The organism is Nakamurella aerolata, from assembly GCF_013002705.1.
In the GTDB taxonomy this organism is placed as follows: Bacteria; Actinomycetota; Actinomycetes; order Mycobacteriales; family Nakamurellaceae; genus Nakamurella; species Nakamurella aerolata.
The window spans coordinates 166,230-189,549 of the sequence record NZ_JABEND010000006.1 but is presented as its reverse complement, the minus strand read 5'-3'; the positions used below and the strand labels follow the sequence as shown (position 1 = coordinate 189,549).

Here is a 23,320-nt window from a genome sequence, read left to right as displayed (position 1 = left end):
TTGCGACGGGCGTCGGGCACGATCATCCACCCCCCAGTGCTGCGGCGATGACGGCGTGCCCCACCGGCCCGGCGACGCTGGCGCCGGTGGCCGAGAGCCCGCGGTCGCCGCCGTTGGCGACGAAAACCGCCACCGCGATCTGCGGGTCGGTGGCCGGCGCGAACGCGACGTACCAGGCGTGCGGCGGGGTGGTCTTCGGGTTGCTGCCGTGTTCGGCGGTGCCGGTCTTGGAGGCGATGTCGTACTGCGCGAACTGCTGCTGCCCGAGGGAGGATTGCAGGCTCTTCTCGGACTCCCGCATCATGTCGCGGATCTGCCCGGCGATCTCGGTGGGCACCGCCTGGCCCATTGACGTCGGCTCGGTGGACGACAGCAGCGACAGGTCCGGTTTGGTCACCCGCGACACCAGGTACGGCTGCATCCGCTGCCCGGCGTTGGCGATGCTGGCGACCACCTCGGCGTTCTGCATCGGGCTGAACGCCACGTCACGCTGGCCGATGCCGGACTGGGCGACGGCGGCCTGGTCGGGCATGTCGCCGACCCTGGACGCCGCGCCGGGCAGCCCGGCGATGCTGGCCGACTCGCCGACCCCGAACGACGCCGCCTGCTCCTTCAGCTTCGCCGCGCCGACCTTCATCGCGACCTCGGCGAACGCGGTGTTGCAGGAGTGGGCGAGCGCCTGGGTCAGCGTCACGTCGCTGCCGCCGCGGTTAGCGCAGGTCTCGCCGCCGTAGTTGGACAGCGTGGCGCCGCCGGTGCCGGGCAGGGTGATCCGGTTGACGCCGGTGACGGCGCTGTTCGGGGTGAACCCGTTCTGCAGCGCGGCCGCCGACACCACCAACTTGAAGGTCGACCCCGGCGGGTACACCGACTCGATGGCCCGGTTCACCGTCGGGTCGGGCGCGGTGGTGGTGAGTGCCTCACGGAGCTTGTTGTAGGCCTCCCGCTGGGTGTCGGTGGAGTGACTGGCCAGCGGGTTCGGATTGAACGACGGGCTGGTCACCATCGCCAGCACCGCCCCGGTCTTCGGCTGCAGCGCCACCACGGCGCCGGTGAGGTTCTTGGACGCCAGCTGGTCGTAGGCCACCTGCTGCAGCTTGGGCACAACGGTCAGCTCGACGTTGGCGCCGCGCGGATCGCGCCCGGTGACCAGGTCGGACAGGTTGGTCACGGTCAGCTCGGGGTCGTCACCGGACAGCAACGCGTTCTGGCTGGATTCCAGCCCGGTCTTGCCGTAGCGCAGCGACAGGTAGCCGGTGAGGTTGGCGAACGCCGCGCCGCGCGGGTAGCTGCGCTGGTACCTGAACTGATCGTCGGACGGGACGCTGGAGGCCAGCACCACGCCGCCGGCGGCGCTGATCTGCCCGCGCTGCCGGTTGAAATCGGCCAGCTGGGTGCGCCGGTTCAGCGGGTTGGACGAGTAGTCGGACGCCTTGATCACCTGGGTGTACGCCAGGTTGACCAGCAGCAGGCACAACAGCACCAGCATCGCGGTGCCGATCTTGCGCAGCGGCCGCTGCAGCGATCCCAACGGCCGGCTCATCGCTCGCTGCCCCTTCCGTTACCCGTCCCGCGACCCGCGTCCTTCCCTTTGCCAGCACTTGCCTGCCCGCCGTCACGTCCGCGGCGGCCCGGCACGGTCAGCATCTGGGTGTGCACCTCGCCGAGTTGCTGCGGCTTGCCCAACCGCACCCGGCCGGTCTCGCCGGAACTGCCCGGCCCGGACCCGTCCGGCCCGCTTCCGCCCGGGCCACCAGTGCCACCAGCACCGGCCGCATCGTCGGCGCTGGACGCGCCCAGCACGGGTGGCGGCGGCGGTGGCCGCCGCGACGAGTCCGAGATCCGCACCAGCAACGCCAGAATCATGTAGTTGGCCAGCAGCGACGACCCGCCGTACGACAGGAACGGCGTTGTCAGCCCGGTCAGCGGGATCAGCCGGGTGACACCGCCGACGATGATGAACACCTGCAGCGCGATCGAGAAGGCCAGCCCGCCGGCCAGCAACGCCCCGAACTTGTCGCGGGCGGCGATGCCGGTGCGGATGCCGCGGCTGGTGAGCAGCATGTACAGCACGATGATCACCGTCAGGCCGACAAGGCCGAGCTCCTCGCCGAACGCGGCGGTGATGAAGTCGGTGGAGGCGAACGGCACCAGATCGGGTCGGCCGGCGCCGAGCCCGGTGCCGAAGATGCCGCCGGTGCCCAGCCCGAACAGCGACTGCACCAGCTGGTACGAGCTGCCGGACGGATCGGCGAACGGGTGCAGCCAGATGTCCACCCGCACCTTGAAGTGCGGGAACAGCTGATACATCAGCACGCACCCGGCACCGAACGCGAGCAGACAGATGATGACCCAGCTGATCCGCGACGTCGCCAGGTACAGCATCACCAGCACGATGCCGAACAGCAGCAGCGAGGTGCCGAGATCGTTGCCGCGCACCAGGATGCCCAGCGCGATCACCAGCACCAGCGCCAGCGGACCGAGGTCGCGCATCCGCGGCAGCGTCAGGCCGAGGAAGCGTTTGCCGGCCTGCCCGAGCACCCCGACCCGGCTGGACAGGAACGCCGCGCAGAAGATGATCAAGGCGATCTTGGCGAACTCGGACGGCTGGATGGAGAACAGCCCGGGGATCTTGATCCAGATCTTGGCGCCGTTCACCGCCGAGTACCTGGCCGGCAGGATCGCCGGGATCGCCAGGAACACAACACCGGCCAGCGCCAGGGTGTAGGCGTAGTTCTGCAGTTTGGTGTGGTCCCTGACCACCAGCAGCACCAGCAGGAAAAGGCCGAGCGCCACCGCCGTCCACATCAGCTGCAGCGGCGCCTCCAGCGCCCCGGTGGGATCGCCGCCCGCCTTGGCCCTGGCGACGTCGGCCAGGTCGAGTCGGTGGATCATCACCAGGCCCAGCCCGTTCAGCAGCGCGGCCACCGGCATCAGTACCGGGTCGGCGTACGGCGCCAGCCAACGCACCAGCAGGTGGGTGATCAGCAGCGCCAGCAGGTAGCCGCCGCCGTACCACGCCAGGTCCCAGCTCAGCTGCTGGTCCTGGTTCAGCTCCACGATGATCAGCGCGCACGAGACGATGACGGCGGCGAAGGTCAACAGGCCGATCTCGGCGGCCCGTCCGGTGCGTTGCTTCACTTCACCACCCGGCAGTTGCCATTGGCGACGGCGGCGTCAAGAGCGGACGCGCCGACCCGAGCGGAACCGGGCGTCGGCGCCGCCCCGGATTCGGCGGGCACCGATGCGGCCGGGTCCGCTACGGACGTCGGTGCCGCTCCGGACGCCGATGCGGCTCCGGAAGCAGGCGCGGCTCCGGACGCAGGCGCGGCTCCCGAAGCAGGCGCGGCAGGGGCGGCACTGGCCGGTGCGGCGCCGCCGGTGCGGTCGGCGCCATCCGCGCCCGGCGTCAGCACGGCGCTGGCCGCGGCGTTCAGCGGCTCGTCGTTGACCCGGAGTTGGTCGGCAGGACGGGACGCGACGGCGGCGGTGCCGCGCGCCGTCGGCCGAGCGGTGCCGGCCGCCGGAGTGCCGGCGGTCGGGTTGCTCCGGGCGCCGGTCTGGCCCGCGGTGCCGCTGGCCGGGCTGCCCGGCCGGACGTCGGTGCGGTCGGTCGGTCCGGGTGCCGGCCGGGCCGGGTTGGCGCCGCGGGTCGGTTCCGGTGACGGCCGTCCGACGGTGCGGGACGGCACGCCGGTGGCGGAGCTGGCGGCGCTGCTGCCGGACGTCGGTGGCGCCGGTGGCGGGCAGATCGGCAGCAGTTCGCCGCCGAGCTGCGTCATCACGGTGCGGGCGGCGGTCAGATCGCCGGCCGGGATGCCGCCGCTGAGCTGGTCGCGGGCGGCCTGCACCAGGTCGTCGGCGCGCAGCGGCACACAGTTGTCCGGCGCGCCGGTGGCCTGCACCTGGCCGGTCGCGGTGACGCCGGAGGCGCTGGATTCGCCCAGCCCGACCGCGCAGGAGTCCTCCTCCTCCGACGCCAGCTTGATGCCGAAGATGGATCCGTCGACGCCGCGGTAGACCACCACCCGGTCGCCGGCCAGCCCGACGTAGTACTGGGTGCGGGTCCAGCCCACCACCGCGCCGATGATGACGCCGACCAGCGCAAGGATCCCGACGGCCAACGCCGACCTGCGGTACCAGCGGCTGGACCGCGGCGCCGCCGAGACCGGCCGACGCCGGGCCGGAACCGGTGAACCGGTGCCCCGCGCGGTGCCGCGCCGCTCGCCGCTGGCGCCCGCGCCGGACCGGCGGGCACCGCCCTGACCGCCGGCACCGACGCGGCCATCGGCGTCCGGGTCGTCATCGGGATCAAAGTCGGGACCATCGACGTCGGGATCGAACCCATCGAGCTCATCGAAGTCGGCAGCGTCGGCGCGATCGGGATCGACGCCGGCGGCGCCCCCGGACCGGCCACCGCCACCGCGCCCACTGCCACCGCGCCCACCGCCGCCCGAGCCCGAAGCACCGGTGGCTGTGTCGTCATCGGTCAGGTAGTCGGGACGGCTGCCCGGCTCCTCGGGGATCGGCGGCAGCGGCACCCGCGGCATCCGCTGGGTGACGTGGATCGGCTGGATCGGGCCGGTGGCGTCCAGATCGGTCTCCGCCGGATCGGCGTCCGCCCCGGCGCGGGCCCGCTCGCCGACCTGGGTGACGTCGGCGACCACAACGGTGACGTTGTCGGGACCGCCGGCCACCAGCGCCAGCTCCACCAGCTGATCGGCGGCGGAATCCGGGTCGGTGCCGGCCAACGCGTCGGCGATGGCCTCGGCGCCGACCACCGAACTCAACCCGTCCGAACAGATCAGGTAGCGGTCGCCGACGCTGATCGACCTGGTGCTGAGCCACGGTTCGGCGTCGGTGCCGTTCAGCGCGCGCAGCAGCAGGTTCCGCTGCGGGTGGTGGCTGGCCTCTTCTTCGGTGATGCGACCCTCGTCGACCAGCGACTGCACGAAGGTGTCGTCGTGCGAGAGCTGCTGCAGCCGGTTGTCGCGGTACAGGTAGCAGCGGGAGTCGCCGACGTGCGCGATGCCGACCCGGTCGCCGTCGAACAGCAGCGCGGTGCAGGTGGTGCCCATGCCGTCCAGCTCGGGATCGGACTCGACCAGCTCGGCGATCGCGTCGTTGCCGTCGTAGATGGCGCGGCGCAGCGGTGCCAGCAGATCTTCGCCGGGCGGTCGCGCGTCCAGCGGCGCGAACGCGGCCACCACCACCCGGGACGCCAGGTCACCGGCGGCGTGACCGCCCATGCCGTCGGCGACGATCAGCAGCCGGTCGCCGGCGTAGACCGAGTCCTGGTTGTTGGCCCGCAGCAGACCACGGTCGCTGCGGGCGGCGAAGTGCAGGCGATGCGTCATGGGCATCGACACCGGCGCGCGGCCGGCCGGCTCTCCGGCGCCGGCCGCAGCGTCGGTGCGGGGCGGAGGGAAACGGTCATGGGCGCAGCTCGATCACGGTGCGGCCGATGCGGATCGGGGTACCGGTGGGCACTGCCACCGGTGAGGTGATCCTGGCGCGGTCGAGGTAGGTGCCGTTGGTGGAGCCAAGATCTTCCAGGTAGTAGCCGTTGGCCTCCTTGACCAGCCGGGCGTGCCGGGACGAGACGTAGTCGTCGTCCAGCACCAGCGTCGAGTCGTCGGCGCGGCCGATCAGGATGGGCCCGTCACCGAGCCGCAGCCGGGTACCGGCCAGCGCCCCGGCGGTCACCACCAGCATGGTCGGCGGCAGCGGTCCCGACGACGCCACCGCCGCTCCGCCCGCCCGCGCGCCCCTGGCCGGACGGTCGCCGCCGCCCGCAGGTACCGGAGTGGCGGCGGCCCGCAGATCGGCCCTGATCACCCGGATCGCCGCCCAGACGAACAGGCACAAGAGAATGAGCAGCCCCACTCGGGTGAGCTGCAAGATCAATGCCGGCATGGTTGCGCTGCGCCGTTCTTCTCTCGGTGCCTGGTGGCTGGTCGGTTGACCGCGGGTTGACTAGGGGGTTCTCGCGGGGGCTCCGCTGGGGCGGCGGGCGTCAGGCCAGATGGAACACCACCGTGGAGTGCCCGATGCGGATCACGTCGCCCTCGGCCAGCTGCCAGGTCTGCACCGAGCTGCCGTTGACGGTGGAGCCGTTGGTGGAGCCGAGGTCGTGCATCACCGCGGTCTGCCCGTCGAAGTAGATGTCGATGTGCCGGCGGGACACCGAGGTGTCCGGCAGCCGGAACGCTGCGTCCTGCCCGCGCCCGACGATGTTGGAGCCGCGCTGCAGCTGGTAGCTGCGCTGGGAACCGTCGTCGACGGTGAGGGTGGCGGTGACGTCCTGCTCGGGCTGCGCCGGGGCGTAACCGGATTGGCCGTAGTCCTGCTGACCCTGCTGCTGGTAGCCGCCCTGCTGGCCGTAATCCTGCTGCTGGTAGTCCTGGCCGTAGCCCTGCTGTCCGTAGCCCTGTTGCTGGTAGTCCTGTTGCTGGTAGCCGCCCTGGCCGTAGTCCTGCTGACCCTGCTGGTAGCCGCCCTGCTGGGGCTGCCCGTACTCGGCCTGCGGCTGATAGCCCTGGTCGTACCCGCCAGGGGCGCCGTAGCCGCCGGGAGCGCCGGGATACCCGCCACCGGCGCCGTAGCCCTGCTGATCGGGCTGGTAGCCGCCCTGCTGGTAGCCCTGCTGATCCTGCTGATAACCCTGCTGGTCCTGGCCGTAGCCGGCCTGGCCCTGCTGGTAATCGGGATACCCGCCCTGTTGTTGGTAACCCTGCTGCTCTTGGCCATAGCCGCTCTGGCCCTGCTGGTAATCGGGGTAGCCGCCCTGCTGGTAGCCCTGTTGGTCCTGGCCGTAGCCGGCCTGGCCCTGCTGGTAATCCGGGTAGCCGCCTTGTTGTTGGTAACCCTGCTGGTAGCCCTGCTGCTCCTGGCCGTAGCCGCCCTGGCCCTGCTGGTAATCCGGGTAGCCGCCCTGGCTCTGCTGATATTCGGGGTAGCCGCCCTGCTGGTCCTGACCGTAGCCGCCCTGACCCTGCTGGCCGTAGCCGCTGGGCTGGTAGCCGGGCCCGTCCGGTCCGTACTGACCGCCGGGTCCGTACGGGCTGCCGTAGCCGTGCTGGTTGTCGTAGCCGTGCTGGTTGTCGTCCCCGGCCCGGCCGTAGTCGCCGTAGCCGTCCTGACCCTGCTGGTCGGCCGGGCTGGCCCCGCCCCGCGCTGGCTGCTGGCCCTGCGGGCCGTCGGCGCTCTGACTCATCTGTCGCACTCCTGTCGAATCCGAGGGGGGCGGGGCTGCCTGTGTCCTTCCGACATCAGGATCGACCGCCGAGGAGATCCGGAACTGCCCGGTGTGCAGCGACGCCGACTCCTCCAACGTCACCTGCACGTCGCCGAAGGTGTGCCAGCCCTGCTGTACCAGATACTGGCCCACCGTCCCGGCCAGCGCTTGGGACACGCGCCGGGTGTCGTCGCCGATCTGCGAGCTGTCCGATGGTCCCATCCGCACCACGAAATGGTTCGGCGCGACGGTCTTGTCACCCTGCCGTTGCAGGTGCCCGGCAGCCTCGTGCTGCAGGGCATCGGTCACCTCGCCGGGGTGGACGTTGCCGCCGAAGACCCGGGCGAAGGTGCCGTCGACCACCCGATGCAGGCGCTGCTCGAAGTTCTGCAGCACTCCCATCGACGTCACCTCCCTGTTGTCCCTTGTTGCTCGTTACCTGTGCTTGTGGCTCGTTGCTTGTGCTCGTTGCTGAGCCGTCGTTGCTCTGTTCTTTGACCCGGGCGGTGCCCAGGAAGTTGCCACCCCCAGCCACCGGGTGGCTACCAGTGTCCATGCTCGACCCGTGCAGTGGTGCCGTTCCAGTGTCCCCGCCACCGATTTGTCCGCTCAACCTGGTGCGGGTACCGCCGTCCGCGACGCCGACCGCCGGCTGAAATGACCGAAAGTGGCTTCTCGTCGCGCATCCTCCGCGGCGCGCCGCGGAAGATGCGCGACGAGAAGCCACTTTCGGCGCTTTGCCCGCCGCAAGCACGTCCTCGCCCGGTACACCTGGACGCACGAGGCCGGCCGGAGGATGCGCGGCGCTGCACAATTCCTCGCGTACGGCTTGTGTCATCCGGCACGGTCGGGCGCCGAGCAGGACCGGCCGGGCGAGTAGGTGCCCTTCGGACCAGACGTCGATGGTAGTGCCGCGGCATTCGGTCAAAGCCCAGTTCAGAGCGGCACAACGGCACAACGGCACAACGGCAGAACCGCACAACGGCAGAACGGCAGAATCGCAGAACAGCGGTCAGCGCAGCAGCGTGGTGGCCGGCTGCGGCTCGCCGTAGAACGGCCCCTGCCCGCGGCGCAGCCCGGCTTCGGCCAGCGCCAGATGCTGGAACTCGTTGCTGACTCCGTCGGCGTCCACCCAGATGCCGCGGTCGGCGGCGGCCACCACCAGCCCGCGCAGCAGCGCCACCGATGCGGAGCGCTGCAGATCGACGGTCTGGATCAGCTGATGGCTCACCTTCATCCCACGCACCGGCTGCTGCAGCAGGTACAGCAGCGAGGCGTAACCGCCGCCGAACCGGTCGATCACCAGCGCCACCCCGTCGTCGGCCAGCGCCTGCAGCCGGTGCAGCGCGGCCGGTTGCGCCGAGCGCCAATGCTGCTCGCTGAGCTCAAGGTGCAGCCGGGACGGCGCCACCTCATGCTCGTCCAGCAGGCCGCGGACCCGGTCGACGAAGCCGCTCTGCAGCGGCAGCTGACCGGCCATGTCGACGCAGAGCGCCTCGATGCCGGGGACAGCCGCCAACAGCTGCACGGTCTGCTCCAGCGTCCACCAGCTGATCCGCTCGCCCAGGTCGCGCTGCAGCTCGTGCTGAGCGCCGTTGGCGATCCGGAGTTCGCCGTCCTCGTCGACCCAATAGAGCACTGTCTCGGTCGGGACCCGGTGCCCCTCGGGCGGCCCGCCCGGCGCAGTCCCGAGCCCGGCTGCATCAAATCGGAGCCGGTCGAGTCCCGATGCGTCCGGCGGCGCCGGAACGGCTGCCGCATGACGCGGCGATGCGTCCAGCGGCGATCCGTCCAGCCGGGATGCGTCCGGCGGCGATCCGTCCTGCCACGGCACCGGGTTCAACACCACGGCCGGTGCCACGAACAGCCGCAGCCGACCGTCGTCCAGCGCCGCGGTGAGCCGCTGGTGCAGGTTCAGCTCGGCGCCGGAGTGCTGATACACCCGCAGCGACACGTTGGAACGCTTGGCGCGGTACATCGCGACGTCGGCCAGCTCCAGCAGTTGCTCCGGCGTGAGGTCGGCGTTGGACTGCGCGATGCCGATGGTGGCGCCGAGCTGGTAGCCGCTGCCGGCGGCCATCACCGGCGGGTCCAGCGAGGTGACCAGCCGCTCACTGATCCTGCGGGTGCTCTCGGACACGGCCGCGGCGCCGCGGATCACCGCGACGAACTCGTCACCGGCCAGCCGCCCGAGGAAGGCGTCGGTGCCGCGCAGGGCATCCTGCAACCGGCGCGCCACTTCGGCCAACACCTCGTCGCCGACGGCGTGCCCGGCCAAGTCGTTGACCTGCTTGAAGCGGTCGAGGTCGACGAACAGCACGCTGAACAGCGGGTCGGGCTGCGCCAGCAGCTGCCGGATCTGTTCCAGCACGCTGGCCCGGTTGGGCAGCCCGGTGAGCTGGTCGTTGTAGGCCAGGTACTGCAGCTGCTCGCGCAGCGCCTCCCGTTCGGTGACGTCGCGGATGGTGACGATCAGAAACGGGTTCTGTTCGCCGCCGGTCAACTCGCCGCTCTCGTCCGGGCCGGCCAGCGCGATCAGTGCCTCGAGCACCCGGCCGGCGCGCCGGCCGTCCACCCGCACCACGGTCTCCCGGCTGGCCGGATTGCGGCTCAAACTGCCTGCGGCGTCAGCGATCCGGGCCGGATCGATGTCCAGAACCTCGGCCAGCGGAGTGCCCAGCGGCACGTCGTTGCCGAGCACGGTGCGGGCGGTCGGGCTGACGTAGCGGACCGCGTTGCCGCCGTCGGTCAGCATGATCACGTCGGACGAGTTGTGCACCAACCGCCGGAAGTAGGCCTCCTGGCGGCGGGCGCTGGCGGCCAACTCGCGCACCTCCTGCAGGGTCACCAGCTGCCGCAGGATCACGCTGCCGGCCGCGAAGAACCACAGCGTGTACAGCGCCACCCGGCCGTTGTCCGGATCCCGGCCGACGGCGGCGAAGCTGAGCACCGCCGCCAGCGACACCAGCAGGTAGTTGTAGCGGGGCAACTGCGCCAGCGCGTACCGGCGGTTCGGCACGTGGAAGGGCTGCAGCGTCACCAACACCCCGAACAGCAGGTTCACCCCGAGCGTGACGGTCAACATGGCCAGCGCCAGCGGCCGGACCACCGCAAGATCGTTGATCGACCGGGTGGCGAACAGCACCCAGGTCAGCACCAGGCAGGCCTGCTGGACGATCCAGGTGGTCTGCGCCGGCTCCGGCAGCCGGGTGGTGTGCCGCATGCGCAGCGTCAGGTACCAGAACGTCAAGGTGGCGGCGACGGTGAACAGATCGACCGCCTCGCGGGTACGGATCTGCACGTCCGACACCAGCATCAGCAGCGTCAGCGCGACCAGCACCAGGCAGGACGCCGACACGATCGCGTCCAGCATCAGCGCCCGCCAGTTCGGGAACTGCGCCGAGATGATCAGCGCCCAGCCCACCAGCGCGACCAACGCTCCGACACCCTGCAGCCACGGGGTGCCCACCAGCATGGCGCGGGACAGCCCAGCGGCGAACATGCCGGTCAGGAACTGCGCGTGCCCGACCCACCAGTAGCTGGCCGCGGGAATGTCGGACAGCCCGCCGGACGCCAGGGCACGCCGAAAGCTGCGCAGGTAGGCGCCATTGACGGCTACCACCGCCGCGCCCGCGAGGGCGACCGCAAGCCATCCCACCGTTGCTCCCCAACTGGCCCTTCTCCCGCCCGGCAGTGGCGGAACCGTGCCCTTAGACCTTTCCTGTGGCGCCCTGCTCCGGGCCAGTCCTCCTTATGACGTCGATTTTGCGTTGTCATCACGCGGAATCCGCGGGTTCTGGGTGATCGTGCACGATTTCGTGACCTGTCACCATCGGTCGTCGACAGCTGGGATACGTCGGCGGGTCGTCCATCGGTTCACCGCCGGTGCACTCCGTGGAGCCTGGGCGGTCGGTCCTTCTTGTCGCAATTGTCGCTGTGTCGATGGCGACGCACGGTGCCCCGGGTCGCGGTGGCCGCCGGGTTTTCAGCACCAGCGACAGGAGCGGGCTGTTGTCGGCCGGTTCGGCCGGCTTCTGGCTCACTTCTGCTGCTGGTGCTGAATTTCGCGCTGGACCCCGTCCCCACCGCCTCCTGCCGCCATCGCCCCATGTCGCCACCGCCCCATGTCGCCGCGGACTCGGCGTTGGCCCGGTGCCTGGTCGGGCCAGCCGGAGTCCGGCCGGATCCGGGTCGGCAGGCAGCCAGGGCCAGGTTGGCAGCCGCTCGGTGGGCGGATTTTCGGCGGTGCGGTGCGTGATAATCTGGTCCGCGCCAGGGCAAGTGGCGAAATGGCAGACGCGCACGGTTCAGGTCCGTGTGTCCGAAAGGACGTGGGGGTTCAACTCCCCCCTTGCCCACCAAGGGTGGTTCACGAAAGAACTGCCCGTAGGTTCAGGAAACTCCCGGTCAGGCTCGTCCTGGCTGGGAGTTTCGCGTTGTTGCGCAGGTGGGCAGTAGCTGTGGCTGCCGAGGTCGGGCCCAGATCGGGGATCAAGCCTAACGAGGGCTTCGCCAGTGGCGGCGTGGTGACACGGTTGGTGGGAGACCCCGAGTGACACGGAAGACTAGGCGCCGCACCCAAGCACCCCAGCCCATACCATCAGTCACAAGTTTGACGGTCCCCGCGTTCATCGGGGCGATGGCGCGGCAGGAGACCCGGTGGCAGCACGAGGAACAAAGACGAGCGCGCTAGGACTGGAAGACGCGCTCTGGGAGTCAGCCAACCGGCTTCGCTCCTCAATGGACGCCGCCGAATACAAGCATGTGGTTCTCGGCCTGCTCTTCCTGAAGTACGTCTCGGACAAGTTCGAGTTCCGTCAGCAGCGGCTCGCGAAGTTGGTCACCGACGAGTCGAGCGACTACTTCATGCCGACCGAGGACGCGCGGCAAGCCGTTCTGGAGGACCGCGACGAGTACACCGCAGAAGGTGTGTTCTGGGTTCCTGCCGGTCATCGCTGGTCTGATCTGCGCAAGGTCGCGAAGCAGACTGACATCGGCCAGCGCATCGACGCGGCGATGGAGGCCATTGAGAAGGAGAACCCTTCGCTGAAGGGTGTTCTCCCCAAGAACTACGCACGCCGCGAACTCACCGCCGCCACGCTGGGCGGGCTGATCGACACCTTCTCCCGCGACGACCTCGCCGCCGCCGAGCACTCGGGTCTGGATGTGCTGGGCCGGGTGTATGAGTACTTCCTCGCCCAGTTCGCCTCCAATGAAGGCAAGAACGCGGGCGAGTTCTACACGCCCCGGTCGGTCGTGTCGCTGCTGGCCGACATGCTGCGCCCCTACAACGGCAGGGTGTTCGACCCGTGCTGTGGCTCGGGTGGCATGTTCGTGCAGGCCGAGTACTTCGTGGAGACCCACGGCGGCAACCGCAATGACATCTCCGTTTTCGGTCAGGAGAGCAACCCCACCACCTGGCGGCTGGCGAAGATGAACCTCGCCATTCGCGGCATCGAGGCCAACCTCGGCGCGGAGTGGGCCGACTCGTTCCACGACGACCAACATCCGGACCTGCGGGCCGACTTCATCATGGCGAACCCGCCGTTCAACATCTCCAACTGGGGCGGCGAACGACTGGCCGACGACCCGCGCTGGGTGTACGGCACCCCACCACCCAGCAACGCCAACTACGCCTGGCTACAGCACATGCTGGCGCACCTATCCCCGACCGGCACGATGGGCGTAGTCCTCGCCAACGGGTCGCTCACGGTGAACTCGTCGGGACAGGGCGAGATCAGGCAGCGGATGATCGACGCCGACGTGGTGGAGTGCATCGTCGCGATGCCCTCGCAGTTGTTCTACGGGGTGCAGATTCCCGTGTCCCTGTGGTTGTGCACCAAGGACAAGTCCGGCAAGAAGACCAAGAGCGGGCAGATTCGTCGGCCCCGGTTCGGTGAAGTGCTGTTCATCGACACCCGTGAGATGGGCTTCATGGAGAACCGCACCCACCGCAACCTCTCACCCGAGGACACCGCGCGGATCGCGGACACCTACAACGCCTGGCGCGGCGACCCCGACCTGCCCCCCTACGAGGACGTGCCAGGCTTCTGCGCTTCGGTGACCAAGGAGCAGGTTGCGGAGGCGGGCTACGCGCTCAGCCCTGGTCGCTATGTCGGGACTGAAGAAGCAGAGGACGACGGCGAACCTGTCGAAGAGAAGATCGCCCGGCTCAGCGACGAGATTCGGGAGGGCTTCGCGGAGCGGTCCGACCTCCAGGCTGAAGTCGAGAAGGCACTTCTGAGTCTTCGGTCTGAGACATGAACGCGTGGCCTTGGACCGACCTTGCGAGCGTCGCGATGGTCAACCCGCCCGAGAGGATCGCCCGGGGAGCGCATGCGTCCTTCATTGACATGGCGAGTGTTGCGCCGAACTGCGGTGGAGTGCAACACGTGTCTGCGAAGGTGTTCACCGGCGGCGGTGCCCGCTTCCGCAGTGGTGACACCCTTGTCGCGCGCATAACTCCGTGCCTGGAGAACGGCAAGATCGCCGCCGTGCCGTACCTAGAGACAGAAGTTGGCTTCGGGTCCACCGAGTTCGTCGTGCTGCGCGGAGACGGCATCGCCACTGATTCCCGATTTGTGCGCTATCTGGCGATGACACCCGAATTTCGAGACCATGCCGTGCGGAATCTGATCGGGTCATCCGGGCGGCAGCGAGTTTCAGCAGACGTCCTGAGCCAGTACACGTTTCCCGTTCCGCCGCTGGAGGAGCAGGAGCGGATCGCGGGGGTGCTCGGGGCCTTCGATGACCTGATCGAGACGAACCGCCGCCTCATCGAGAGTCTCCTGGACCTAGCCGAGTCCGCCTATGTGCGTACCGCCTCCAGCCTTCCACGTGTGCGTTTGGGAGACCTTGTCCGACTGAACTACGGGAAAGCACTTCCGGCTCGGGATCGCGTACCCGGTGTAGTCCCAGTTGTGAGTAGCGCAGGAATCACTGGGACGCATGACATGGCGCTCGTGAACGGCCCGGGCGTGGTCGTCGGGCGGAAGGGCACAGTGGGCACCGTGACCTGGGTGCGCGACGACTTTTACCCCATCGACACAGCGTTCTACGCCGTTAGTGAACTACCAGTGGAGTTGACCTTCCAGACGCTTACTGCCGCGGGCCTGGACACACTGAACAGTGATTCGGCAGTGCCTGGTCTCAATCGCGATAGAGCGCTGGCCCAACTTGTGCCGGATGTTCGCGGCGAGCCTTCAGTCCGATTAGGTGAAGCCCTGTCGTCGGTGATGAGCGCGAGTGACGACCTGGCTGTCGAAACTGCCGACCTCACCCGCCAGCGCGACGAACTGCTGCCGCTGCTCATGTCCGGCAAGGTCCGGGTCCGTGATGTGGAGGCAACGGTCTGATGAGCGTCGCGGAGTCGGAGTTCGAGACATGGGTGCTGGAGTTGCTGGCCGAGCAGGGCTGGCACACGGTGCACGGGCCGGACATCGCTCCGGGCCTGCTCGATGCCGAGCGCTCCGACTACCGCGAGGTCGTCCTCGAAGGACGTCTCCGGGACGCTATCTATCGACTGAACCCTGACCTGCCAGACGATGCGGTCGAGGAGGCGATCAAGACCGCCGTCCGCCCCGAGTCGTCCGTCATCCAGTCGGAGAACTGGCGAGCGTACGAACTGCTGACCCAGGGCGTTCCGGTCGAGTACCGCGATGGCGAGGGCAGGCTACGGAACGTCCGGGCGCGGCTGATCGACTGGGACGACCCGCTCAGCAACGACTTGATCGCGGTCAATCAGTTCACCATCCAGGGGCCGAAGAAGGAGCGCCGCCCGGACGTGGTGCTGTTCGTCAACGGTCTGCCACTCGGCCTTCTGGAGTTGAAGAAGCCCGGGGCGCAGAACGCGACGATTGCCAGCGCTTACGCCCAGGTGCAGACCTACAAGGCCCAGATTCCTGACCTTTTCACCTGGAACGCGGGCGTCGTCATCTCGGATGGGTTGCTGGCTCGGATGGGCACGCTGACCGCGCAGGCCAACCACTTCCAGGCGTGGAAGACCATCGACGGGCAGAACCTCGCGACCAAGTACCGCCCGGAGATCGAGGTCATCGTCGCGGGCTTCCTCAACCCCGAGGTGTTCCTCGACTGGACGCGCAACTTCCTCGCTTACTCCGGCGACGGCGCGAAGATGACCAAGATCGGCGCGAAGTACCACCAGTACTGGGCCGTCCGTAAGGCCGTTCACCAGACCATCGAAGCGGTCGAAACCGATGGCCGAGCAGGGATCGTCTGGCACACCCAAGGCTCCGGCAAGTCATTCGAGATGGCCTGGACTGCGGGTGCGCTGATGCGCCACCCGGCCATGGACAACCCGACACTGCTCGTACTCACTGACCGTAACGACCTCGATGACCAGTTGTTCGAGGACACCTTTGCCGCAACCAAAATCGGCGCACCGTTGCCCGAGGCCCCTATCCAGGCGGAGACCCGAGCGGAGTTGAAAACCCTCCTGTCCGGGCGACAGTCGGGCGGCATCGTGTTCACCACGATCCAAAAGTTCGGACTGTCCAAGGACGAGCGAGACGCCGGCATCGCGTTCCCCACCCTGTCCGAGCGGATGAACATCGTCGTGATGGTCGATGAGGCCCACCGCTCCAACTACGACTTCATCGACGGATTCGCCCGTCACCTGCGCGACGGTCTGCCGAACGCCACCTTCATCGGCTTCACCGGCACGCCCATCGAGGCCAAGGACCGCTCCACGACGGCGGTCTTCGGAGACGTGATCGACACCTACGACCTCACCCAGGCCGTCGAGGACGGGGCCACGGTCAAGGTCCTGTACGAGGCTCGCCTGGCGAAGGTGCGCCTGCCGGAGGACGCCCTCACCCAGATCGACAACGCCTTCACCGAGGCTGTCTCGGGCAGCGAGGACGAGGCTCAGGATCGGTTGAAGTCTCGCTGGTCCCGGGTGGAAGCCATCGTCGGCTCGGATGAGCGGCTAACGGAGTTGGCAGCCGACATCGTGGCCCACTGGGACAAGCGCAAGGAGGTCATGCCCGAGGCCAAATGCATGATCGTCACGATGTCGCGGCGCATCGCAGTCGATCTGCACGACAAGATCGCTTCGCTTCGACCCGACTGGGCCACCCACGACGACACGACCGGGCGGATGAAGGTCATCATGACCGGCTCTGCCACCGACCCGGAGCACTGGCAGGACCACATCCGCAACAAGGCCCAGATGCGCGCCTTGAAGGCCCGCGCCTCGGACCCAGACGACCCCCTTGACGTGGTGATCGTGCGCGACATGTGGCTGACCGGTTTTGACTCGCCCGCCATGACGACCATGTACGTGGACAAGCCCATGCGCGGCGTCTCCCTAATGCAGGCGATCACCCGGGTCAACCGGACCTTCCGCGACAAGCCTGCTGGGCTGATCGTGGACTACATCGGCATCGCTGAAGACCTCAAGACGGCCCTGGGCGACTACACGCAGCGTGACCGCGACAACGCCCAGGTGGGTGCCGACATTGAGGCAACCGCGATCCCGGAGATGGAAAACGAGCACGACATCGTGTGCTCAATCCTGTCCGGCTTCGACTGGCGTCCACTGGTCGCGGAGAAGACCCCCAAGGCGTACATCAACGCCGTCATGGCGACGGTCGAATGGCTGCTGGAGCAGGAACACGTCGAGGACGCCTTCGAGGGGCTCGATGGCGACGAGACCGAGAAGCGCAAGGAACTGACGGTCAAGCAGCGGTTCATCGCCCACGTGGCGCGGCTGAGGTCGTTCTTCTCTCTCGTCCCTGCGTCAGACGCAGCCACCGCCATCCGCGATGACGTGGCGTTCTTCGACGCGGTGCGTGCCGCCATCGCCAAGATCGAGGGCGCGGGACGGGGCGCGACGGACGCGGGTGCGGAGTTGGATACGGCGATCCGGCAGATCGTGTCCGAGAACATGACCGGGACCGGCGTGGTGGACATCTACGCCGAGGCGGGGATCGCCAATCCAGACATCTCGCTCATCGACGATGCGTTCGTGAAGAAGATCAGCGAGTCTGACCGGCCCAACATCCAGATGGAAGCGCTAAAGCGACTGCTGAACGCCGAGATAAAGGCCATCGCTGGCCGCAACCTCGTCAAGGGCAAGCAGTTCTCCGAGATGCTCAACGCATCCCTTCTGCGGTACCAGAACCGCAGCCTCGACACCGCCGCCGTCGTAGCCGAACTCGTCCGCCTGGCGCAGGCGTTGAAGGCCGAGCAGGAGCGTGGTCGCGAGACTGGCCTGACCGAGAACGAACTCGCCTTCTACGACGCGCTGCGCGACAACCACTCCGCCCGCGAGGCGATGCAGGACGAGACACTGCAGAAAATCGCCCACGAACTCACCGACATCGTGCGCCGCGACGCCAAGACTGACTGGAGTGTCAAGGAGCAGGTTCGCGCCAAGTTGCGCACCACGATCAAGCGGCTCCTGCTAAAGCACGGCTACCCGCCCGACAAGACCCCCCAAGCCACCGAGTTGATCCTGAAGCAGGCCGAGACCATCGGGCACGAGGCTGCCACGTCGATGCCGAGGTGAGGAAGGGACCTATGACCGCGAATCTGACCGACGGGTTCGACCAGTTCTATCGGCCCACGACGGAGCGTGAGAAGCGAGCGTTCGATGAGGGTCTCATCGTGCTGGATGCCAACGTTCTGCTCCACGTGATGCGGTACTCCCCAACCGCTCGCGAAGAGTTGCTCGGTGTCATCGAAGCGATTGCCGACCGATGCTTCGTGCCTCATCAGATCGCGCTGGAGTACAACCGGAACCGAGTGAGAGTGGTTGCGGATCGCCGTAGCGAGTTGGACGCCGCCGCGACGGAGATTGATGACATTCGCAGCAAGGTGCGCAAGGTCGTCAATAACCTCCGCGATCGAAGGACGTTGAGTCAGGACGAGGTAGGCACCCTCGAGGCCGCGGTCACAGACTTCTTCGCCGCGCTCGAAGCCGCGTCAAGTGATGCAGCCGACCAGTACGACCTGGACGCAGACAGGCTCGTCGGCCAAGTAGACGAGTGGACCGCACGACTAGAAAGAGCACTCACCGAGAAAGTCGCTCCACCACCGGATGACCAGGTGCACGGGAAGGATGTCCTTGAGGCGGACCGGCGTCGAGGTGCTGGCCTTGCGCCCGGCTTCAAGGACAAGGCGGGGGGCGATTACCTCTGGTGGGCCGAGGTGATGCGATGCGAGTCGCTGTCGGGAAAGCCCCTAGTGGTCGTAAGCGACGACGCTGCCAAGGGTGACTGGCGCTACGAAATGCGCGGCATTCCCGCAGGTCCCCACTCCATTCTGGCGGATGACGTTCGACAGGCCGGAGGGACCGACTTGGTTCTGCTCACGACACGCGACCTGTTGCGCCTTGCTGAGCAGGCTGGTGCCAGCCCTGTGTCTGAATCAACACTTGCTGAATCCGAGAAGGTGCTGGCAGAGCGACGTGAACCGTGGTCGCTAGCGGGCTACGTCGCATTGATCCGGGCGCTTGCCCATGATGGTTACCACACCCGCGCGGCGGTGATTCGGTCGGCGTCGAATGCCGGTGGACACCTTGACCGAAGTGACGTCTACGAAATCATTGGCGCGTCGGAGGACGAGAGGACGCTGCGTCAGTTCGCCACGCCGGTCCAACGCCTAACTACCTCGCTCGTGGCTAAGGGCCTAGTTAGCCCTAGCGTTGAGGCCGCCCTATGGGCTGAGTATGACGGGCCAGGCAAGGCCATCGGCTACTCCACGCCCACGGAGTTCGGTCCGTTCGAACAAGTTCTGAGCGATGCGGAGCGGATCGTTCGGGATCTGGCGGCGACGGATTGGGAGTCCCGGGAGCAGGTGATGGCTCAAGTGCGCACGGCGATCCGTCGCTCCGTACTCGCCCACGTCGCCCCTGACGACGCTGGAGAGATTGCCGAGTCGCTACTCGCGTGGGCTGTGGCGTCACGCGCAGATGAAGGCTCGGCGTCTTTAGGCGCGACTCCAAACCAAGAAGTGTCTGACGAAAGCAGGGCGGAGGCCGATGATGTCTGAGACCTTTGGCCACCATCCTTGGACAGTCAGCGATCTCGTTGCCGGGGTGGATTCCGGTCGTGTCAGGCTGCCGGACATCCAGCGACCGTTCGTGTGGTCTAACGCGAAGATTCGCGACCTGGTGGACTCGATGTACCGAGGGTTCCCAGTCGGGCAACTGATGTTCTGGGAGAACGCAGACGAGTTGCATGCCCGCAGCATCGGTGTTGATGCGAAGACACAGGGCGCGTCGATGCAGGTCATCGACGGTCAGCAACGGCTGACCTCGCTGTATGCCGTGGTCAAGGGGGTGGCTGTCCTGCGCGAGGACTACTCCGAGGAACGAGTGGTCATCTCGTTCAACCCGCTGACCGAACGCTTCGCCGTACCGGACAACGCGATCCGACGTTCCAGCGACTGGGTGCACGACATTCGCGCCGTCTTCGAATCACCCATCGACGCACGATCCGATTACATCGAGGGGCTGGAGCAGGCTCGCGGTGGCGAGCGGCTGGAGAGGAGCGCCGAGCGAGAGATCGAAGAGGCGATCAATCGGCTCAACCACGTGCTCGCCTATGGGTTTCAGGTCGTGCAACTCAAACCCAATGTCAGCCGCGAGACAGTCGCGGACATCTTCGTGCGGATCAACTCCGAAGGTGTCAAACTCTCCTCCACCGACTTCATCCTCACCTGGCTGTCGGTCTTCTGGGAGCAGGGACGCCAAGAACTCGAAGACTTCGCCAAGGCGTCGCGCTTCACCCCGCAGGAGTTGACCCGGATTCAGGGCGAGCGGGTGGCGTGGACGCCGAAGAATGCCTTCTTGACGCTCGACCCCGGTCATGTACTCCGTGTCGTCGTGGCCGTGGGCAACAAGCGGGCACAGTTGCAGGACGCCTACAACGCTCTGCGTGGACGTGACAGGCGCACCCGACAGATCGTGCCGGAAGAGCGGGAACGTCAACTTGCCCTGCTGAAGACGGGGCAAGCGCACGTTCTGAAACCCCACCATTGGGACGAGTACTTGAAGGTGATCGAGCGCGCAGGCATGCGCACTAGCGCCATGATCACCTCAAAGAACGCTGTCCTCTTCGGGTACGCCATCTGGCTGCTCGGGCGGGTCGAGTTCGGTGTGCCTGTGGACGAACTTCGAGAACTGATGGCGCGGTGGTACTTCATGGCGCAGATCACCGCCCGCTACTCCGGTAGCGCGGAGACGAGGGGGCAGGAAGACATCAATCGTCTCGACGCGCTGGAGCGCACCCCGGCGCAGTTCCGCGATGCGATCACGGGCCAGATCGAGACCAACCTGACCGATGACTGGTGGCGGGTCACCCTCCCCGAGGACTTGCACACCTCCAACACCACAGGTCCCGCCTACACGGGGTACCTAGCGGCTTTGACGATCCTCGATGCCGAGGTGCTGCTGTCCACTCTCACTGTCAAGGATTGGCTCGACCCGTCGCGGCGACCTGTGAAGGGCGTCGAGAAGCACCACCTCTTCCCGAAGGACTACCTGAAGCAGCGACTCGGGTATACCAGCACGCGGCAGATCAACCAGGTCGCGAACCAGGCGCTGGTCGAGTGGTCCGACAATATCGACATCTCCAGCGACGCCCCCAACGAGTACTGGACTCAGCAAGTCGATGACAAGGGGATGGGTGAAGAACGGCTTGCGCGCCAACGTTGGTGGCACGGACTGCCGGACGGGTGGACGGACCTGACGTACGAGGAGTTCTTGGATCAGAGGCGGCGTCTGCTGGCCGAGGTGACCCGCGAAGGATTCCGCAAGTTGTCGGACCCGAACTACCGCCCAAGCCCCGCCGTGGTCAGTGCAGCAACCGCCGAGGCAGCCCTGCCCACATTCGAGCAGATGGTCCGAACCGGGACCATCCCGCCCGGCACGTACCTCATCCCTACCGATGGTCAGACCGACTCAATCGCTGAGGTCACCGAAGACGGCGCGATCCTCCTGGACGATGTTGAGTATCGCTCGCCCGATGATGCGGCTCGCGCTGACGGAGCGCATGAGGTCGATGGCTGGCTTTACTGGAGTGCGGACCTAGGAGGCGAAGCGACACTTGCTGAACTTCGACGTCGCGACCAGTCGCCCCAAGCGAGTCCGGAGTAGGCAAATCAGGCGCTGTCAGTGCTCGTAGAGGTCTCCGTACTTTGTCTCGATCCACAAGACGTAGAAGGTGTCACCAGCCTTGAACCCGGCAAACGGTAGGTTGCCGTCGTGCCGGAACACCATGTACTTGTCTTCCTCGAGGGGCTCAGGTGGGGAGACTGAAAATCTCTTGCGCGGCAGCATCTCGTAGCCGAGGCCATGTTTGGGGTGGGCTTGGAGTTGCGTCCAGGTGAAGCCGCAGCGTTTGGCCCACTTTATCAAGAACTCAGAGCGCTGGCGCTCATCCATCTCATCGACGCCAAACTTGGGTTGAACGTGTCGGAAGGACAGAAGTAGGTGTCCGTCATCCTTCGGCACCGACCGAACCAGGAGTTCATCCTCAGTCGCCTTCGGCGGGCTCCCCCGCCGCTTGCCCTTCGCCCCCATTAGGAAGTAGCGAAGAACTCACGCATCGCATCCTGGGGGATGACCAGGAATCGCGCGCCGTCCTCGAAGGTGTCTTTCCACGGCGACTCTCGGTGTGTGCGGTTGCGGAGGGCCCACGCTTCGTACTTGCCGTAGGTGTTCCAAACACGGACCAGGTCCGCCTCCACATCGCGGTAGTCGTCCCAGTCGAAATCTTCAGCGACCGCCTCGTCAACGTCGATGTCAGCGTTACCGAACTTCTTCAGTTCGTGGTAGACCGAACGGACGACGGGGCCATGCGCCCAGGCTTCCACCTTGTCATCGAACATCGGCACACCATGAGAGCCGAGATGGTGCCCCTGGGCGTAATAGAGCAATTTCTGCAACTTCAGGTTGCTCATGGCTGCCTCGTTTTGCTCTCCCCACACAAGGAACCAGTCTGCGATCTCTCGCGCCGTGTGCGTTGCCATCGCCCACCACCTCCTAGTCGGTCCACGGTAACAGTCGGCACCCACAGACGCTGCGAGGCCGAGCCATCGGGACCGTCGAGGCCCGGTCGCCACCGCTGTACAAATCTGGGGACCACCTAGGTACACGCTCCCGCCGGTTGCTATGCATCACCCCTGGTCAGAGCGTTGTGTGAACTACCCACCAACCATCTGATCTTGCTGTAGATGCCGAAAGACCGAACCGCCAGCGGTTCGGTCTTTTCTGGTTACTGGGGCCAGTGGCGGGCGCGGTGGGCCGGCCAGTTACGCGCGCTCGGCGAGCAGGCGCTCGAGGTCAGGCAGCGGCCGATCGCAGAGGTCTCGCGCTTCGGCCTCGTCGAGGCCGAACACCTGCAGGATCTGGCGGGTCAACAGGTCCGAGGCTGGTGCGGCGTCACGCTCGGGCTGGCTGTGCAGCAGCTGCCCGAGGGCAATGATCGCGCCACCGGCGGCGACGAGCGCGAGTTCGGGGTCGGCGATGGTGAACCGTCCCGCCGCCACGCCGGCCCTGATGTCACGCAGCGCCCGAGGCGCAAGCCCGCGATCGCTCATCACCAGCTCGGTACCGCGATGGATGAGGACCATGCTCATGCCGGGGACCAGTCGGTGCAGGCGCCCGGTCAGCCGGAACGAGCGGGCGAAGACCTCGGCGGGGTCGCCCAGACCTTCCGTCGCGGCGTCCATCAACTCGCCGTGGCGTTCGAGCGCTTCGTCCACAACCGCCCGGAACAGGTCTTCCTTCGATGCGAAGTGGTTGTAGAAGCTGCCGGTTCCCACGTCGGCCAGTTGGGTGATCTCCAGGACGCTGGCGTTGACGCGGTCCTCGATGAGCAGGCGCTGGGCGGCCTCGATCAGGGTGGCCCTGGTCTTCAGGCGCCGTCGTTCGCCCCGTGAGGCGGTAGCCGGGGTGGTGCTTCGCTCGGGCGTCTCCGACTGGGCGGGTCGCGTTCCGTGCGGCTTCACCGGCAATTCCCCCATGCGGTGAGCGTACAGGAATTCAGAAATGCCGGAATCGTCACATCTCTTGACTGAATCGTGCGTCATGAGTGACGACTTCGTCATTCAACG

General features: G+C 67.2%; 14 protein-coding genes and 1 tRNA gene. 6 read left to right on the top strand and 9 right to left on the bottom strand.

The features are described 5' to 3' along the window. Positions 1-22 precede the first annotated feature (22 nt). The 6 genes from HKD39_RS12035 to HKD39_RS12010 all read right to left on the bottom strand — a co-directional run bounded on the left by HKD39_RS12035 (position 23) and on the right by HKD39_RS12010 (position 10,895). The gene (locus HKD39_RS12035) at positions 23-1,543 is read right to left on the bottom strand and encodes a peptidoglycan D,D-transpeptidase FtsI family protein (protein WP_246232517.1); all 1,521 of its coding nucleotides are present in this window, start codon (positions 1,541-1,543) and stop codon (positions 23-25) included. Beyond that, positions 1,540-3,141, bottom strand: a complete 1,602-nt coding sequence (locus tag HKD39_RS12030; protein ID WP_343074693.1) for an FtsW/RodA/SpoVE family cell cycle protein — start codon at positions 3,139-3,141, stop codon at positions 1,540-1,542. The genes HKD39_RS12035 and HKD39_RS12030 overlap by 4 nt, the downstream gene beginning before the upstream one ends. Next, positions 3,138-5,357 carry a PP2C family protein-serine/threonine phosphatase gene (locus HKD39_RS20790; protein WP_212754482.1) on the bottom strand — a complete coding sequence of 740 codons (2,220 nt, stop codon included), beginning with the start codon at positions 5,355-5,357 and terminating at the stop codon, positions 3,138-3,140. The genes HKD39_RS12030 and HKD39_RS20790 overlap by 4 nt, the downstream gene beginning before the upstream one ends. A 76-nt stretch (positions 5,358-5,433) precedes the next feature. Further along, positions 5,434-5,916 (bottom strand): FHA domain-containing protein FhaB/FipA, encoded by a 483-nt coding sequence (locus HKD39_RS12020; RefSeq protein WP_171200115.1) that lies wholly within the window; start codon positions 5,914-5,916, stop codon positions 5,434-5,436. A gap of 100 nt (positions 5,917-6,016) precedes the next feature. Beyond that, positions 6,017-7,639 (bottom strand): FhaA domain-containing protein, encoded by a 1,623-nt coding sequence (locus HKD39_RS12015; protein WP_171200190.1) that lies wholly within the window; start codon positions 7,637-7,639, stop codon positions 6,017-6,019. A gap of 610 nt (positions 7,640-8,249) precedes the next feature. Then, complete coding sequence (locus tag HKD39_RS12010) at positions 8,250-10,895, bottom strand: diguanylate cyclase domain-containing protein (protein ID WP_171200114.1); 2,646 nt, start codon at positions 10,893-10,895, stop codon at positions 8,250-8,252. Positions 10,896-11,512: 617 nt separating this feature from the next. Between HKD39_RS12010 and HKD39_RS12005 the strand changes: the two genes are divergently transcribed. From HKD39_RS12005 to HKD39_RS11980, 6 genes are all read left to right on the top strand, one after another. Next, positions 11,513-11,598, top strand: a tRNA-Leu gene (locus tag HKD39_RS12005). Positions 11,599-11,896: 298 nt separating this feature from the next. Further along, complete coding sequence (locus HKD39_RS12000; RefSeq protein WP_171200113.1) at positions 11,897-13,501, top strand: N-6 DNA methylase; 1,605 nt, start codon at positions 11,897-11,899, stop codon at positions 13,499-13,501. Positions 13,502-13,629: 128 nt separating this feature from the next. Continuing rightward, positions 13,630-14,592, top strand: coding sequence for a restriction endonuclease subunit S (locus HKD39_RS11995; protein WP_171200112.1), 963 nt, complete (start codon positions 13,630-13,632; stop codon positions 14,590-14,592). Further along, complete coding sequence (locus tag HKD39_RS11990; protein WP_425488451.1) at positions 14,589-17,768, top strand: type I restriction endonuclease subunit R; 3,180 nt, start codon at positions 14,589-14,591, stop codon at positions 17,766-17,768. The genes HKD39_RS11995 and HKD39_RS11990 overlap by 4 nt, the downstream gene beginning before the upstream one ends. Positions 17,769-17,779: 11 nt before the next feature. Then, complete coding sequence (locus HKD39_RS11985; protein ID WP_171200110.1) at positions 17,780-19,252, top strand: PIN-like domain-containing protein; 1,473 nt, start codon at positions 17,780-17,782, stop codon at positions 19,250-19,252. After that, positions 19,242-21,359 carry a GmrSD restriction endonuclease domain-containing protein gene (locus HKD39_RS11980; RefSeq protein ID WP_171200109.1) on the top strand — a complete coding sequence of 706 codons (2,118 nt, stop codon included), beginning with the start codon at positions 19,242-19,244 and terminating at the stop codon, positions 21,357-21,359. Before HKD39_RS11985 ends, HKD39_RS11980 begins: the two co-directional genes overlap by 11 nt. 15 nt (positions 21,360-21,374) lie before the next feature. Here the strand turns inward: HKD39_RS11980 and HKD39_RS11975 are convergent, their stop codons facing one another. The 3 genes from HKD39_RS11975 to HKD39_RS11965 all read right to left on the bottom strand — a co-directional run bounded on the left by HKD39_RS11975 (position 21,375) and on the right by HKD39_RS11965 (position 23,230). Then, on the bottom strand, positions 21,375-21,647 hold the full coding sequence (locus HKD39_RS11975) for a hypothetical protein (protein ID WP_171200108.1): 273 nt from the start codon (positions 21,645-21,647) through the stop codon (positions 21,375-21,377). A gap of 137 nt (positions 21,648-21,784) precedes the next feature. Next, on the bottom strand, positions 21,785-22,165 hold the full coding sequence (locus HKD39_RS11970; RefSeq protein WP_212754481.1) for a Panacea domain-containing protein: 381 nt from the start codon (positions 22,163-22,165) through the stop codon (positions 21,785-21,787). Between the two features lie 351 nt (positions 22,166-22,516). Beyond that, positions 22,517-23,230, bottom strand: coding sequence for a TetR/AcrR family transcriptional regulator (locus tag HKD39_RS11965; RefSeq protein ID WP_171200106.1), 714 nt, complete (start codon positions 23,228-23,230; stop codon positions 22,517-22,519). Between the last annotated feature and the right edge of the window lie 90 nt (positions 23,231-23,320).

Bases quoted from the DNA above. Each gene is read 5' to 3' on its own strand.
- HKD39_RS12015 (WP_171200190.1), bottom strand. From the start codon at position 7,639: ATGGGAGTGCTGCAGAACTTCGAGCAGCGCCTGCATCGGGTGGTCGAC.
- HKD39_RS11985 (WP_171200110.1), top strand. From the start codon at position 17,780: ATGACCGCGAATCTGACCGACGGGTTCGACCAGTTCTATCGGCCCACG.
- HKD39_RS12035 (WP_246232517.1), bottom strand. From the start codon at position 1,543: ATGAGCCGGCCGTTGGGATCGCTGCAGCGGCCGCTGCGCAAGATCGGC.
- HKD39_RS12020 (WP_171200115.1), bottom strand. From the start codon at position 5,916: ATGCCGGCATTGATCTTGCAGCTCACCCGAGTGGGGCTGCTCATTCTC.
- HKD39_RS11980 (WP_171200109.1), top strand. From the start codon at position 19,242: ATGATGTCTGAGACCTTTGGCCACCATCCTTGGACAGTCAGCGATCTC.
- HKD39_RS20790 (WP_212754482.1), bottom strand. From the start codon at position 5,357: ATGACGCATCGCCTGCACTTCGCCGCCCGCAGCGACCGTGGTCTGCTG.
- HKD39_RS11975 (WP_171200108.1), bottom strand. From the start codon at position 21,647: ATGGATGAGCGCCAGCGCTCTGAGTTCTTGATAAAGTGGGCCAAACGC.
- HKD39_RS11970 (WP_212754481.1), bottom strand. From the start codon at position 22,165: ATGAGCAACCTGAAGTTGCAGAAATTGCTCTATTACGCCCAGGGGCAC.
- HKD39_RS11965 (WP_171200106.1), bottom strand. From the start codon at position 23,230: ATGGGGGAATTGCCGGTGAAGCCGCACGGAACGCGACCCGCCCAGTCG.